This window comes from Leifsonia sp. NPDC056665 (genome assembly GCF_042791795.1).
Classification (GTDB): domain Bacteria; phylum Actinomycetota; class Actinomycetes; order Actinomycetales; family Microbacteriaceae; genus Leifsonia.
The window spans coordinates 346592-361191 of the sequence record NZ_JBHTXK010000002.1; the positions used below are offsets into that span (position 1 = coordinate 346592).

General features: G+C 72.0%; 19 protein-coding genes. All 19 read left to right on the forward strand.

Annotated elements, in window-relative coordinates; translation table 11 throughout:
• Position 1 precedes the first annotated feature (1 nt).
• Entirely contained in the window at positions 2-394 is a 393-nt protein-coding gene (locus ACFQ9V_RS04025) for a flagellar basal body rod protein FlgC (RefSeq protein ID WP_382457873.1), read from the forward strand.
• Positions 394-702 (forward strand): flagellar hook-basal body complex protein FliE, encoded by a 309-nt coding sequence (locus ACFQ9V_RS04030; protein WP_382457874.1) that lies wholly within the window; start codon positions 394-396, stop codon positions 700-702. Before ACFQ9V_RS04025 ends, ACFQ9V_RS04030 begins: the two co-directional genes overlap by 1 nt.
• Positions 703-2301: a flagellar basal-body MS-ring/collar protein FliF gene (gene fliF, locus ACFQ9V_RS04035; protein WP_382457875.1), complete on the forward strand. Its 1599-nt coding sequence runs from the start codon at positions 703-705 to the stop codon at positions 2299-2301.
• On the forward strand, positions 2298-3323 hold the full coding sequence (fliG, locus tag ACFQ9V_RS04040; RefSeq protein ID WP_382457876.1) for a flagellar motor switch protein FliG: 1026 nt from the start codon (positions 2298-2300) through the stop codon (positions 3321-3323). Before fliF ends, fliG begins: the two co-directional genes overlap by 4 nt.
• Complete coding sequence (locus ACFQ9V_RS04045) at positions 3313-3927, forward strand: FliH/SctL family protein (protein WP_382457877.1); 615 nt, start codon at positions 3313-3315, stop codon at positions 3925-3927. Before fliG ends, ACFQ9V_RS04045 begins: the two co-directional genes overlap by 11 nt.
• Complete coding sequence (locus ACFQ9V_RS04050) at positions 3924-5252, forward strand: FliI/YscN family ATPase (protein WP_382457878.1); 1329 nt, start codon at positions 3924-3926, stop codon at positions 5250-5252. Before ACFQ9V_RS04045 ends, ACFQ9V_RS04050 begins: the two co-directional genes overlap by 4 nt.
• Positions 5249-5677: a flagellar export protein FliJ gene (locus ACFQ9V_RS04055; RefSeq protein WP_382457879.1), complete on the forward strand. Its 429-nt coding sequence runs from the start codon at positions 5249-5251 to the stop codon at positions 5675-5677. The genes ACFQ9V_RS04050 and ACFQ9V_RS04055 overlap by 4 nt, the downstream gene beginning before the upstream one ends.
• On the forward strand, positions 5674-6531 hold the full coding sequence (locus tag ACFQ9V_RS04060) for a C40 family peptidase (RefSeq protein WP_382457880.1): 858 nt from the start codon (positions 5674-5676) through the stop codon (positions 6529-6531). Before ACFQ9V_RS04055 ends, ACFQ9V_RS04060 begins: the two co-directional genes overlap by 4 nt.
• Positions 6528-7793, forward strand: a complete 1266-nt coding sequence (locus ACFQ9V_RS04065; RefSeq protein WP_382457881.1) for a flagellar hook-length control protein FliK — start codon at positions 6528-6530, stop codon at positions 7791-7793. The genes ACFQ9V_RS04060 and ACFQ9V_RS04065 overlap by 4 nt, the downstream gene beginning before the upstream one ends.
• A 16-nt stretch (positions 7794-7809) precedes the next feature.
• Positions 7810-8247 (forward strand): flagellar hook capping FlgD N-terminal domain-containing protein, encoded by a 438-nt coding sequence (locus tag ACFQ9V_RS04070; protein WP_382457882.1) that lies wholly within the window; start codon positions 7810-7812, stop codon positions 8245-8247.
• A gap of 26 nt (positions 8248-8273) precedes the next feature.
• Positions 8274-9449: a flagellar hook protein FlgE gene (locus ACFQ9V_RS04075; protein ID WP_382457883.1), complete on the forward strand. Its 1176-nt coding sequence runs from the start codon at positions 8274-8276 to the stop codon at positions 9447-9449.
• Positions 9450-9562: 113 nt separating this feature from the next.
• Positions 9563-9790, forward strand: a complete 228-nt coding sequence (locus tag ACFQ9V_RS04080; protein WP_370055335.1) for a flagellar FlbD family protein — start codon at positions 9563-9565, stop codon at positions 9788-9790.
• A 2-nt stretch (positions 9791-9792) separates the two neighbouring features.
• Positions 9793-10614 (forward strand): motility protein A, encoded by an 822-nt coding sequence (locus ACFQ9V_RS04085; RefSeq protein ID WP_382457884.1) that lies wholly within the window; start codon positions 9793-9795, stop codon positions 10612-10614.
• Positions 10611-11447: a flagellar motor protein MotB gene (locus ACFQ9V_RS04090; protein WP_382457885.1), complete on the forward strand. Its 837-nt coding sequence runs from the start codon at positions 10611-10613 to the stop codon at positions 11445-11447. Before ACFQ9V_RS04085 ends, ACFQ9V_RS04090 begins: the two co-directional genes overlap by 4 nt.
• Positions 11444-12331, forward strand: coding sequence for a flagellar motor switch protein FliM (locus ACFQ9V_RS04095; RefSeq protein WP_382457886.1), 888 nt, complete (start codon positions 11444-11446; stop codon positions 12329-12331). The genes ACFQ9V_RS04090 and ACFQ9V_RS04095 overlap by 4 nt, the downstream gene beginning before the upstream one ends.
• A 14-nt stretch (positions 12332-12345) precedes the next feature.
• The gene (fliN, locus tag ACFQ9V_RS04100) at positions 12346-13038 is read left to right on the forward strand and encodes a flagellar motor switch protein FliN (protein WP_382457887.1); all 693 of its coding nucleotides are present in this window, start codon (positions 12346-12348) and stop codon (positions 13036-13038) included.
• A 3-nt stretch (positions 13039-13041) separates the two neighbouring features.
• Positions 13042-13476: a FliO/MopB family protein gene (locus tag ACFQ9V_RS04105; RefSeq protein WP_382457888.1), complete on the forward strand. Its 435-nt coding sequence runs from the start codon at positions 13042-13044 to the stop codon at positions 13474-13476.
• The gene (gene fliP / locus ACFQ9V_RS04110; RefSeq protein ID WP_382457889.1) at positions 13473-14318 is read left to right on the forward strand and encodes a flagellar type III secretion system pore protein FliP; all 846 of its coding nucleotides are present in this window, start codon (positions 13473-13475) and stop codon (positions 14316-14318) included. Before ACFQ9V_RS04105 ends, fliP begins: the two co-directional genes overlap by 4 nt.
• A 9-nt stretch (positions 14319-14327) precedes the next feature.
• Complete coding sequence (locus ACFQ9V_RS04115) at positions 14328-14600, forward strand: flagellar biosynthetic protein FliQ (RefSeq protein ID WP_185275712.1); 273 nt, start codon at positions 14328-14330, stop codon at positions 14598-14600.

Here is a 14600-nt window from a genome sequence, read left to right on the forward strand (position 1 = left end):
CATGAGCTACGACGCCATCGGCATCTCCGGCACGGGTATGACGCTCAACCAGACCTGGCTGGACTCGATCAGCGACAACCTCGCGAACATCAACGACACCACCTCCCCGAACAACCCCGCCTTCCAGGAGCGCTACGTCCAGGCGCAGGCCAACCCCGGCATGAACGGGGTCTCGATCGGCGGCATCGTCTACGGCTCGGCCGCGGGCCAGCTCGTGTACTCCCCCGGCGACCCGAATGCGAACGCGCAGGGCTACGTGAAGCAGACGACCATCGACATGGCGAGCCAGATGACCGACCTGATCGAGGCGCAGCGCGCGTACCAGGCGAACTCGAACGCGGTGACCGCCGCGAAGGACATGTACCAGTCGGCACTGCAGATCGGAGCCAAGTGATGAGCATCCCGGCCATCGGAGCACTCTCGCTCGGAAACGTGCAGCAGGCGGCTCCGGCCGTCACCGCCCCGTCCTCCGGAGCGGGCGCCGGCGGCTTCGGCGCCGCCCTCACGGGAGCGGTGGACAACCTCCAGCAGCTGCAGAGCACGTCCGACGCCGCCAACGTGAAGGCGGTCACCGGCAACCTCAACGACATCCAGGACGCGACCGTCGCCGCGGCCCGCGCGCAGACGACCGTGCAGCTCATGGCGACGCTGCGCAACCAGGCTGTGGACGCTTTCAACACCATCATGCGGATGGGGGGCTAGGTGCCGGCCCGGCTCCAGGCGGTCCTCAAGCGCATCGGCGCTACGATCGCCGGCTTCAGCTTCGCGCAGAAGACCGTCTCGGTCCTCGCGCTGCTCGTGCTCGCCCTGGGCGTGACCGGCCTCTCGCTCTGGCTGAGCCAGCCGCAGTACGTGCCGCTGTTCAGCGGGATCTCCGCCTCCGACGCCTCGGCCATCACCACCCAGCTCCACACCGACAACGTGCCGTACCAGCTCACCGACGGCGGGGCCACGATCCTCGTCCCGCAGGCGCAGGTCTACCAGGAGCGGCTGAAGGCGGCAGCGGCCAACCTCCCGGCGAGCAGCAACCAGGGCTACTCCCTGCTCGACAACATGGGCGTCACGACCTCCGAGTTCCAGCAGGACGTCACCTACAAGCGCGCGATGGAGGGCGAGCTCGCCAGCACGATCGACGCGATGCAGGGGGTCAAGACCGCCTCGGTCAAGCTGGCGATCCCGCAGCCGACGGTGTTCACCGACCAGGCGCAGGACCCGACCGCCAGCGTCTTCGTCGACGAGAGCGCCGGCACCACGCTGACGCCGGCACAGGTGCAGGCCATCGTCCACCTCGTCTCGTCGTCGACCGTTGGCATGAAGCCCACCGACGTCTCCGTCATCGACGCCGCGGGCAACGTGCTCTCGGCCACCGGCGGGGCCACCGCAGGCTCGACCGGCGACCAGGCGAAGGCCTACGACAGCGCCGTGCAGTCCAGCGTGCAGTCGATGCTCGACAAGGTGCTCGGCTCGGGCAACTCCACGGTCGTCGTGAGCGCGGTGATGGACAACTCGACGTCCACCAAGACGACCGACAGCTACAGCATCCCGACCGGGGCGCCGCAGACCAGTTCGTCGTCGCAGAAGGAGACCTACACCGGCACCGGCGCTGCGGCGCAGTCCGGCGTGCTCGGCACCAGCTCCACCACGAACGGCGTCTCCAACACCGCTGCGAACAGCGGGGGCAATGGCAGCTACAGCTCCGACAACACGACGAGCGACAACGCGCTGAACAAGACCAGCGTCACCCAGCAGATCCCGGCGGGCGGAGTCCAGCGTCAGACGGTGTCCGTCGCGGTCGACAGCGCGGCGGCGAGCAAGGCCGGGGTGAGCACGGGCCAGCTCCAGACGATGGTGGCCAACGCCTCCGGCGTCGACACGACGCGCGGCGACGCGGTGGGCGTGCAGCTCGTCAACTTCTCGCAGGCGAACGCTCAGGCCGCGAAGCAGGCGCTCGCGCAGGCCGCGGCGCAGACCCAGCAGGCGCAGCTCGACTCCTGGGTCCGCACCGGCCTGATCGCCGCGGGCATCGTGGTCGCGATGATCATCGCTCTCATCGTCTTCCGTCGCCGTCGCCGCAACGCGGAGGTCGACGGCGACGACCGCTACGACGAGCTGGCCGCGCCGACGCTCGCCTTCACGCAGGTCACCGCTCCGACCGCGCCGCTGAAGACCCCTCCGCCGACCCCGCTCTCGATCGAGTCGGAGCAGCGCAGGGCCGAGATCGAGCAGCTCGCCGTGGACGACCCGCGCCGGGCGGCCGACTTCCTGCTCAGCCTGATGGGTGAGAAGGAGACGACGCCGTGACCGACACCAAGGCCGCCGCTCCGCTGACGGGCGCGCAGAAGGCCGCCCTGATCCTGATGAACCTGGATCAGGCGGCCGCCGCGCGCGTCATGCAGCAGTTCAGCGAGTCGGAGTCCGAGGAGATCGCGGCCGAGATCGTCGCGCTCAAGCGCGTCGACCGGCAACAGGCCGAGGCGGCGCTGGTGGAGTTCCACGAGCTCGCCCTCCAGCCGGCGGCGCGGGTCAGCGGGGGCCGGAGCGCGGCCATCGGGCTGCTGGAGGCCTCGTTCGGCACCGAGCGGGCCGCCGGAGTGATGTCCCGCGTGGCGTCCTCGCTCGCCGGGCGCGCCTTCGAGTTCCTGGACACCGCCGACCCCACGCAGGTCGCACTGCTGCTCGACGGCGAGCTGTCGCAGACGATGGCCACCGTGCTGGCCCACCTGCGGGCCGACCAGGCCTCGCGGGTCCTCGCGGCGCTCAAGCCCGAGATCCGCACCGACGTCGCGCACTGCATCGCGACGATGGGCAGCGTGAGCCCCGAGGTGGCCCGCACCGTCGCCGACACGCTGCGCAGCCGCGCCGGATCGGTCGTCAAGACCAAGGACCAGCAGGACGCCGTCGGCGGAGTGCAGCCCCTGGTGGACATCATCAACCGGTCCAGCGTCGCCAACGAGCGCGCGCTGCTGGACGAGCTGGACCAGCGCGATCCCGAGCTCGCCGCCGAGGTGCGCTCGCGGATGCTGACCTTCGCCGACATCGTGAAGCTGGAGCCGCGCGACGTCCAGCAGGTGCTCCGCGGCATCGACGTCTCGATGCTGGCCATCGCGATGAAGGGCTCCCCGGAGGCGACCAGGGACGTCATCCGCGCCAACCTCTCCGAGCGCAACCTCGAGGTGCTCGACGAGGAGTCGTCGGTGCTCGGCTCGATCCGGCTCTCCCGCGTCGAGGAGGCCAGGGCGGAGATCGTCCGCGCGATCCGCGACCTCGAAGCGGAGGGCACGATCACGGTGCACCGCTCGGACGAGGACGAATATGTCGAATAGCGCGTTCGCCCCTGTGCGGTATCCCGAGGTCGGCTCGTCCGGCACGGTCGTCGCGGCCGACGCCGGGGGCGCCTCCAGCGCGCGGGCCCGCGGGTTCGCGGCCGGCTACAGCGAGGGACTGCGCCGCGCGGAGGCCGAGCACGAGGCGGCCGAGCGCGCCCGGCTCCAGCACTGGCAGGCGGCGGAGGCGGAGTCCGCCGCAGCGACCCGGCGCGCCCTTGCGGCGCTCGCCGCAGCCGCCGAGGGGGTGCGCGCGCTCGCCGTCCCTGTCGTCGCCACCGCCGACGACGCCCTAGTGGAGGCGGCGCTCGCGCTCGCCGAGGCCGTGCTCCAGCGCGAGGTGGCCGACGGGCATGTCGACGCGGCCGACACGCTGCGCCGCGTCATCGCCGCCACGCCGGCCGGAGAGCTGGTCTCGGTGCGGATGCACCCGGACGACGCCCGCGCGGTCGCGCAGGAGACCGGCGCCTTCCCAGAGATCGTGCCCGATCCGTCCATCGCGCCGAGCGACGCCATCGCGGTTCTGCGTGACGGCTGGCTGGACGCCCGGATCGAGGCGGGGCTCGCGCGGGCGCGCACCGTCCTGACGGGAGACCGCGCATGAGCGGGTACGCGCCGGGAGGCGCCCGGTTGGCGGTCGCCGTCCGGTCCGCGGCGCCGGAGCGGATCGGCCGCGTGGCCTCCGTCGTCGGCCTGGGCATCGAGGTGGCCGGGCTGGAGGGCGCGGTCGGCGACCTCGTGGCGATCGGCGAGCCCGGCGTGGACACCGCGGCCCAGGTCGTCGCCGTGCGACCGGGCCTGCTCACCTGCATGGTGCTGTCCGGCTCGGCGGCCCACCCCATCGGCACGCCCGTGCACTCCGCTCCGGCGGCTCCCGCCGTCCCCGTGGGCGACGCGCTGCTCGGCCGGGTCATCGACGGCCTCGGCCGTCCCATCGACGGCAAGGGGCCGCTCCCGCCGACGCAGCACGTCGGCCTGGCCAAGACTGCGCCCGGCCCGCTGGAGCGCGCGCGGATCACGTCGCCCCTGCAGCTCGGGGTGCGCGCCCTCGACACCCTGGTGTCCACCGGCCGCGGGCAGCGGCTGGGCCTCTTCGCCGGCTCGGGCGTCGGCAAGTCGTCGCTGCTGTCGATGATCGCCCGCGGGACCGACGCCGAGGTGTCGGTGATCGCCCTGATCGGCGAGCGCGGCCGCGAGGTGCGGGAGTTCATCGAGGACGACCTCGGCGCCGAGGGGCTGGCCCGCTCGATCGTCGTCGTCTCCACCTCCGACGAGCCCGCGCTGATGCGGCTGCGGGCCTCCCTCGTCGCCACCCGGATCGCGGAGTGGCACCGCGACCGCGGCCAGCACGTCGTGCTGATGATGGACTCGCTGACCCGCGTGGCGATGGCGCAGCGCGAGATCGGCCTGTCGGCGGGGGAGCCGCCGGCGACCCGCGGCTACCCGCCGTCGACCTTCTCCACGCTGGCGTCGCTCCTGGAGCGCGCCGGCGCCGCGGCCACCGGATCGATCACCGGGCTCTACACCGTCCTGGTCGACGGCGACGACCACAACGAGCCGATCGCCGACGCTGCGCGGTCGATCCTCGACGGGCACGTCGTCCTCGACCGCGCGCTCGCGATCACGGGCCACTTCCCCTCGATCGACGTGCTGGGCTCAATCTCCCGGCTCGCCTCCAAGATCACCCCGCAGGATCGGCTGGCCGACGCGACGGCGCTCCGTTCGGTGCTGTCCGCGCGCCGGAGCGCTCAGGACCTGCTCGACGTCGGCGCGTACAAGCCGGGGGCCAACGCCCGGGTGGACGCCGCCGTGCGGTTCGAGGAGGCCATCGACGGCTTCCTCCGGCAGGGCATGGATCAGCGGTCCACCGCGGACGGGGCGTGGGATTCGCTCCGCGAGCTGACTCGAGCGTTCGGAGCTGCAGCATGAAGCGTTTCGGATTGGCCGGCCTCCTGCGCGTGCGCGACCTGGAGGAGCAGCGGGCGGCGGCGGAGCTCGCCGACGCGAACCGGGCGGTGGACGCGGTCCGCGCCCGCGGAGCCAGGACGCGCGCGTCGCTGGCGGGGGTCCGCTCGGACGCCGTCGACTCCGCGACCCTCTCGGCCGTGGTCGCGGCCCGGTCGAGCGCACAGGTGCTGCTCGGCGAGCTGTCCGCGCTGCACGAGCTCGCCTCCCGGGAGGCCGGGGATGCCCGATCGGCGCACGGCGCCGCGCGTGCGTCCGCCGTCTCGCTCGAGAAGCTCCGCCGGCGGCACACCGAGGCCGAGGTCGCCCGCGAGCTGCGCGAGGAGCAGTCGGCGCTCGACGAGGTCGCCATCCAGGGCTGGCGCGAGAGCAGGAGAGACGCCGTATGAGCATCACGGAGGCCGTGGGCCGCATCCAGCAGATCGAGTCCCAGATGGTCCAGCTCGCCGGTGGCCAGCCGACGCAGACCCAGGCGGCGCAGACGACCAGCGCGTCCGCATTCGCGACGAGCCTGGCCGCGGCGACCGGCACGACCGGCGCGCAGGTCACCCCGGCGGCCGGCCAGCAGGCGAACAACGGGACCACCGGCGCGGACATCGTGGCCGACGCCCGCAAGTACATCGGCGTCCCGTACGTCTTCGGCGGTACGACGAGCGCGGGCCTGGACTGCTCTGGCCTCGTGCAGCGCGTCTACGGGGACATGGGCATCTCGCTGCCGCGGCTGGTCTCCGGCCAGGGGACGATCGGGCAGAGCGTGCCGTCGCTGGCGGACGCGCAGCCGGGCGACCTCATCGTCTGCAACGGCGGCGAGCACATCGTCATCTACGCCGGGAACGGGAAGATCATCCAGGCGCCCAAGCCGGGCGGCTCGGTCGAAGAGATGGACAACTGGATCTCGCCCTCGAACGTGGTGACCATCCGCCGAATCGTGCCGACCGCGACTGCGGCGGCACCGGCGGCCTCCGGCACGGCGTCGGCCTCGGCACTGGCGGCGTTGCTCGGCACCGGAGGCACGTCGTCGCTGGCGGGGCTGCTGGGCTCGGGAGGCACGTCGTCCCTGGCGACACTGCTCGGGTCGAGCGGAGGGGCGTCGTTGGCCGGGTTGCTCGGGTCGAACGGAGGGTCGTCGCTGCTCGGGCTGCTCGGATCCAGCGGTGGGTCGTCGCTCTCCGGCCTCCTGGGGTCCGGGGGCGGCAGCGCACTGGCGGCGCTTCTCGGTCAGAGCTCGGGGACGAACTCGTGAGCGCCGTCGTCACGGGGTTCGCGGGCGCCGCGGCCCTGCTCGCGCCCGCCTCGCCGTCCGATGCCTCGTCGAACGGCAGTGGGACCGCGTTCGGAACCGCCCTCCTCTCCGCGCTGGCCGGCGACGCCGCAGCGCCGACGCCTCCGGCGGCTCCGGCCGACCCGGCGGCGTCCGCCGACGCCGCAGCGCCCGCGCCGACGACACCGCAGACCGCGCCGCCCGCGCCGACTCCTGCCCCGTTCCTCGGTCTGGCGACACCCGCCCCGGCGCCGCTCGCGGACGCCGCGACGACGACCTCCCCGTCGGCTCCGGACGAGGGGCCCCACGGCAAGAGCGGGTCCACGCGATCGGCCGACGCGGATCAGCACCATGATGCCCCCTCCCCTGCGGTCGCCGATGTGTTCGCAGCCGGTCAGCTCGCGGTGCAGCAAGCGCTCGCCGCCGCGCCGGTCCTTCCCGCGACGCCGACGCCCGCGCCTCCGGTGCAGACCCCAGCGTCGTCCGCTCCCGGCGCGCCCGCGTCGGCGCCGCCGGTGACCGCGCCCGCTCCCGCCCCCGTCCAGGAGGCGAGTGCCCAGCCGATCGTGACGGCCGGTCCTGCCGCCGCTGCACAGCCCTTCGTGCGCACTCCGGTCGCCGCGCCCGCCCGCCCGGCCTCCAAGGCACCGTCCGCACCGTCGACGCCGATCGCAGGCGACGCGCAGCCGACGGCACCCGCCGCGGCGACCCCCGTGCCTGCACAGGCCCCGACTTTCGCGGCCGCGCTCGCCTCGGCTGCCCCAGCCGCCGCCTCCACCGCGCCGACCCCGGCGCCGCCACTGCAACAGCAGCTCGCCCAGCCGGTGATGACGCTCGCGCGGCAGCCCGACGGCGACCACGTCGTGGTCGTGCGGGTCGCCCCCGACGACCTCGGTCCCGTCACGGTGCACGCGCGGGTCAGCGACACCGGAGTCCACATCGAGCTGTTCGCGCCGAACGACGCCGGGCGCGACGCCATCCGGCAGATCCTCACGGACCTGCGACGCGACCTCAACGCGACCACCGCGAACTCGTCGGTCTCCGTGTCCGACCAGAACGCGCCGGGCGCCGAGGGCGGCGGCGGCGACCGGTCGCCGTGGGCCTCCGCCGAGGAGCGCGGGACGACCGCGCGGGCAGACCTGTCGGAAGAGCCGGCCGAAGCGGCCGCCCGGAGCGTCGTTCCGGACCTCCCGAACCCGACCGTCGCCCTCCCCGGCGCCCGAACCCTCGACATCGTCGTCTGACCACGAAGGAGAACACATGGTCACCCCCATCTCGACCGATCCCACCTCGACCCCCTCGACGACCTCGCTCTGGTCGACGCCGCCCACCCGGGCGCCGCACCAGACGCTGACCGCCGACGACTTCATGCAGTTGCTCGTCACGCAGCTCAAGAACCAGGACCCCAGCTCGCCGATGGACTCGGCCGCGATGGTCCAGCAGACGACGCAGCTCGGGATGATGCAGCAGATGACCGCGCTGGGCTCCAGCAGCAACACCGCCCTCAACCTGCAGATGCAGACCGCGGCCGCCGACCTCATCGGCAAGACCGTGAGCTACAACGACCTCGCGGGCAAGCCTCAGACGGGCATCGTCACGGGCGTCTCGTTCTCGGGGGCGACCCCGACCGTGTCCGTCAACGGCGGCACCTTCCCCCTCTCCGGCATCCTCGGCGTCCAGCAGACTCCGGCCTCCTAGTCCCCACCACCGAAAGGCACACTCCCATGCTCCGTTCTCTCGACTCCGGCGTCTCGGGCCTCCAGGCGCAGCAGACCATGCTCGACGTGGTCGGCAACAACATCGCCAACGTCAACACCACCGGCTACAAGTCCTCCTCCGTCGAGTTCGAGGACACCCTCTCCCAGATGATCGGGACGGCCTCGGCGCCGACGGGCAACCAGGGCGGCACGTCGCCGGCCCAGGTCGGCCTCGGCGTGCGGGTCGCGGCGACCGCGACCAACTTCACGGAGGGTGCGGCGCAGACCACCGGCGTCGGCACCAACCTGATGATCAACGGCGACGGCTTCTTCATCGTCAACAACGGAGGCCAGACCCAGTACACGCGCTCCGGCGCGTTCACCACGGACGCCTCCGGCAACCTGGTCAGCCCGGACGGCGCGATCGTGCAGGGCTGGCCCGCCGTCAACGGCGTCGTCAACTCGTCCGCGCCGGTCTCCAACCTCACGCTGTCGACGAGCGGGCTGTCCGCGGCGCGCGCGACCTCGAACGCCACGATGTCCGGCAACCTGGCCGACGACGCGGCCGCGGGCTCCACGCTCAACGGCCAGGTGACCGTCTACGACGCCACCGGGGCGCAGCGCAACCTGACCACGACCTTCACCCGCACCGCCGCCGGCTGGGACGTCACCGCGACCGACGCCTCCGGCGCCACCGCCACCGGTTCGATCACGTTCACGAACGGCGCGATGACCAGCGGGCAGACCCTCACGGTCGGCGGCGTCACGATCGACATGTCCAAGGTCACCGGCTTCGCGGGCTCGGGAGGCGTCAACTTCGCCTCGCAGGACGGGACGGCCGCCGGCTCCCTGCAGTCCTTCTCTCTCGAAGGCGACGGGACGATCATGGGGTCGTTCTCCAACGGTCAGAAGCAGGCCATCGGCCGCGTCGCCCTGGCCAACTTCACCAACCCGGGCGGCCTGCAGAAGGCCGGCAACTCCAACTTCGTCGCCACCCCGAACTCCGGGCTCCCCCAGGTGGGCGTGGCGGGGAGCGGCAGCCTCGGCACACTGACGAGCGGGGCGATCGAAGGCTCCAACGTCGACCTGGCGCGGGAGTTCACCAACCTCATCGTGGCGCAGCGCGCATTCCAGGCCTCCGCCCGGGTGATCACGACCTCCGACGACGTGCTGCAGGAGCTCCTGCAGCTCAAGACGCAGTGACCCTGAGCGAGTAGCGCCGCCGGGCTAACGGAACCGCCCGATCTGCCGATAGGGGAAGGCGAGCACCTCCTTCACGGAGGCGATCGATCCCTTCCCCTCTCTGCGGAGTCCTCATGATCACGGTGACCAGGCTGAACCACGTGCCGTTCGCCGTGAACCCGGACCTCATCGAGCGCATCAACGCCGACCCCGACACCACCCTGACGATGGTCGACGGCGTGCGCTACGTGGTGACCGAGACGATGGCGGAGGTCATCGACCGCATCGCGGACTACCGCGCGGATGTGCTCGACCGCGCATACCGGCTGGGACGGCCGGCCGACTCGGGCGAAGGGAGCTGAGCATGGATCTGGCATTGATCATCGGGATCGTCGCAGCCTTCGGCTCGCTGGCGACGATGGTGACGATCGAGGGGGCGAGCTTCGCGTCGCTCCTGCTGGTGGGCCCCGTCGTCTTCGTGCTCGGCGCCACCGTCTCCGTCGGCATCGCCGGCGCGACCGTGAAGGACGCACTCGACTCGTTCAAGGCGGTCCCCGGGGCGTTCAAGGGCAAGAAGCCGGACTTCGCCGGCACGGTCGCCACGCTGCTCGACCTCGCCGACGTCGCCCGCCAGCGCGGCCTGCTCTCGCTGGAGTCGTCGGCGGAGGAGGTCAAGGACCCGTTCCTCTCCAGCGCGCTGCAGGGCGTCGCCGACGGCGCCGACTCCGAGGACCTCCGCATCCTGCTCGAGGACCAGATCGCGACCTGGTCGAAGGCCACCCGCGTCTCCTCGTCGTTCTTCTCGGCGCTCGGCGGCTACGCGCCGACCATCGGCATCGTCGGCACGGTCGTCTCGCTCACCCACGTGCTCGGCAACCTCTCCACCCCGGACAAGCTCGGCCCGATGATCGCGAGCGCGTTCGTCGCCACGCTCTGGGGCCTGCTCTCCGCCAACTTCATCTGGCTCCCGCTCGGCACGCGTCTGCGCCGGCTCGCCGAGCTCGAAGCGGAGCGCAGGCAGATCGTCGTGGAGGGCGTGCTCGCCATCCAGTCCGGCACCTCCTCGCGCGCGCTCTCCGAGCGCCTCACCGCGATGGTCCCCTACAGCCCCAAGCCGAAGCGCAGCAAGGCCAGGAACGACGCGTCCACCCCGGTCTCCGAGGCTGCGTCCGCGGTCGGGCCGTGAGCCGCGGACGTCGCAGGCCGGCCGCCGATGCCCACGGCGAGGGTCACGCCAACGACGAGCGCTGGATGGCCTCCTACATGGACATGGTCACGGTGCTGATGTGCACGTTCATCGTCCTGTTCTCGATGTCGTCGATCGACGCGCACAAGTTCAACGAGCTGAAGAACTCGCTCCAGACCGGCTTCGGCGAGAAGGTGAGCCAGAAGATCGACACGGCCAAGGGCGTGATCGTCGCGGAGAAGGACGCCGAACCCACGCCGGTGCCGTCCTCGGCCTCCACCGCTCCCCCGCTGTCTCCTCTCGAGGAGGCCAAGGTCGAGGTCGCCGACCTGCGCGCGATCGAGGCGGCGATCAACGCCCGCCTGACCTCCCAGGGCCTGCAGGGCTCGGTCTCGTACACGATCGACGCCCGCGGCCTGTCGATCGGCCTGATCGGCGGGAACGCGTTCTTCGACTCCAACCTCGCGTCGCTCACCCCGCTGGCGGTGCAGATCATCGACAACGTCGGGCCGGTCCTGTACCCGACGACGTACACGATCTCGGTCGAGGGGCACGCCGACGCGCGGCCGTCCGGTCCGCCCTACGCCACCAACTGGGACCTCGCCGCGGCGCGCGCGATCTCGGTGCTGCGCCGGCTCACCGACGTCTCCGGCATCCAGGCGACCCGCATCTACGCGGTCAGCGACGGCTCCGCGACCGCAACGGCCACCGGGTCGGATTCGGCCCAGCTCGCCCAGGACCGCCGGGTCGACATCGTGGTCCGGTCGTCGAAGTCGCAGGAGGTGCGCGACCTCATCCCGGGGATCGTCGCGGCGAAGGGAGCAGGCGGATGAGCACGACCATGACCCAGCCGGCAGAGCGCGAGGTGCGGGCGTACGACTTCCGCCGCCCGACCACCCTTGCCCGCGAGCACTCCCGCGTGCTGGAGCTCGCCTTCGCGACCTTCGCGCGCCAGTGGGGCACGCAGCTCACCGCGAAGGTCCGCGTGCTGTCCCAGGTGACGTGCGAGCAGGTCACCATGCACACGTACGACGAGTACGCGGCGGCGCTTCCGTCCAGCACCGCGATGGTGCTGTGCTCGATCAGCGACGTGGAGCCCCGCGGCGTCATCCAGCTCCCCACCGGGGCGGCGCTGCGCTGGGTGAACGCGATGCTCGGCGGCAACCGCCCGCTCCCCCTGCTCGACCGCACCTTCACCCCGATCGAGCACGCGCTGGTCGTCGGCCTGATGAACGACGCGCTCGAAGACCTGCAGTACTCGCTCGGCCCGCTGTTCACCAACGCGGTGCGGATCGACGCCATCCAGTACAACTCGCAGTTCGCCCAGGCGGCGCCCACCAGCGAGCTGATGATCGTGGCGCGGTTCGCCGCTCGCGTCGGAGAGGACGTCGCAGAAGCGACCATCGCCCTCCCGGCCCGGGTGCTGCTGGAGCGGCTGGGCGAGACGAACCCGACCGTGCAGGTCGACAACGCCAAGCAGCTCCTGCACGCCCAGCTCGCGCAGGTCCCTGTCGAGGTGAGCGCCCGGCTCGCCTCCGCGTACGTCACCCCCGCCTCCGTGCTCGGGATGGTGGTGGGCGACGTCATCCGCCTGCCCCACCCGGTCAGCAGGCCGATCCAGGTCGCGGCGGGCGGCGAGCCGGTCGGCACCGCCGCCATCGGCGCCGCCGGGTCGCGCCTCGCCGTCGTCGTCACCACCGCTGAGGACAAGAACTGATGGAGAACCCCTCGATGCCCCAGAACGCATATGCCGCTGCCGCCCAGACCCTGACGCATGCCCCGTTGGGCATAGGCGAGCTCACCGTCTCGGCCGCCGCCGATCCGGCCGAGGCGCCCGCGACCGCCGCGCACGCGGTCGTCGCGACCTTCATCGGCTCGCCGTCCGCTGAGCTCGCGCTCGCGGTCCGTGACCAGGAGGTCGTCCTCGCCGAGACCGGCGGCCAGCTCGGAGTCGGCCTCGCCGACGTCCTCCAGCCCACCCTGGCGGCCGCGGCCGAGCACCTCGGGTCGGGCGTGCTCGGCGACTCCCGGGTCGAGGACGCCACGCACCTGTTCTCCGACGCCGCCGCGCACCGGTTCACGGTGACCGACCGGTCGGGCCAGGAGGTCGCCTGGTTCGCCATCCGCGGCGACGCCGTGCGCGCGTCGTCCTCCGGGGCCCCGTCGGACGTCGCCGGGCGGCTCGGCCGCATCTCCAACGTCGAGATGGCGCTCACGGTCGAGATCGGCCGCACCCGGATGTCGGTGCGCGACGTCCTCGGGGTCGAGCCGGGCACGGTGATCGAGCTCGACCGCTCGGCCGGGTCTCCCGCTGACATCCTGCTCAACGGCCGCCTGATCGCGCACGGCGAGATCGTCGTCGTCGACCAGGACTACGCCGTGCGCGTCACCCAGATCCTCGACACCGCCGACGCCCTGGTCTGACCCGTGGACACCCTCTTCACCGCCCTCCGCGTCGCCGTCTCCCTCGCGCTGATCATCGGACTCATCTGGTTCGTGCAGCGCCGGAGCGCGAAGTGGAGCAAGAAGAGGACCAAGCGCGCGGTCACCGTCATCGGCCGCCAGTCGCTGGGCGGCAAGTCCCGCGTCGTGATCGTGGAGGCCGACGGCACCCACTTCGTGCTCGGCGTGACCGACAGCTCCGTCGTCGTGCTGAAGTCGCGCGAGCTCGACACGTTCGCGGATGCGCTCGCGGCCGAGGAGGCGATCGAGGTCCCCGATGACCTCCATGAGCTGGACTCCGCGCCGGCACTCGCACCCTCGCCGGCCCCTGAGCCCGTCCCGACGCCGACCTTCGCGCAGGCGATCACCTCCCCCGACACCTGGCGGAGGGCTGCCCAGTCGCTCCGAACTCCGCGGTGACCGCCGCTGCGCTCACGGGCACACGCCGCAACTACGCGCGCCCGATCATCCTCGCGCTCCTCGTACTGGCTGCGGTGGCCGGCATCGTGCTTCTCACCGCGGGCAGCGCGCACGCGGTCCCCACGCCGTCCCCGTCGCCCACCCCTCCGGCCGGGCCGTCCGGGCCTGCGGCGGGCACCGGCGGGCCGACCATCTCGATCAACGGCATCAACGGCACCCCCGCCGACACCATCGTCACCCTGCTCGGCGTCACGCTCATCTCCGTCGCGCCCGGCCTGCTCGTCATGGTCTCGTCGTTCACCAAGGTGTTCGTGGTGCTCTCGATGGCCCGTAACGCCCTGGGCCTCCAGTCGGTGCCGCCGAACCAGGTGCTGGCCGGACTCGCGCTCTTCCTGAGCCTGTTCATCATGGCGCCGACCATCACCGACATCAACGTCCACGCCGTGCAGCCGTATCTGGCCGGGCACCTCGACTTCGGCGGCGCGCTCCAGGCCGCGGAGGCGCCGCTCAAAGCCTTCCTCGGCGCGCACACCCGGCAGGAGGACATCGCCCTGATGACCCGCGCCGCCGGCCGTGCCAACCCGGCGAACCTCCACGCCGTCCCGTTGACCACCCTCGTCCCGGCGTTCGTCATCTCGGAGCTCCGGGCCGCCTTCATCATCGGCTTCGTGATCTACGTGCCGTTCCTGGTGATCGACCTCGTGGTCTCCGCCGGCCTGATGTCGCTCGGCATGATGATGCTCCCGCCGGTCATGGTGTCGCTGCCGTTCAAGATCCTGCTCTTCGTCCTGGTGGACGGCTGGGGCCTGATCATCCAGTCCCTCGTCGCGAGCTACAAGTAGGGGGGCGCCGTGAACTCCGCCGCCGTCCTCAAGATCGCCACGCAGGCCCTCCTGCTGATGGCGCAGCTTGCCGCGCCGATGGTGCTGACCGCGCTCGCCATCGGCTTCGCCGTCTCGCTCATCCAGTCGATCACCCAGATCCAGGAGGTCACGCTCTCGTTCGTGCCGAAGGCGATCGGCGTCTCCATCGCGCTGATCGTGTGCGGCAACTGGATGATCGAGCAGCTCGTGACGTTCACCCAGTACCTGTTCCAGCAGATCCCCACGCTGCTGGGAGGCTGA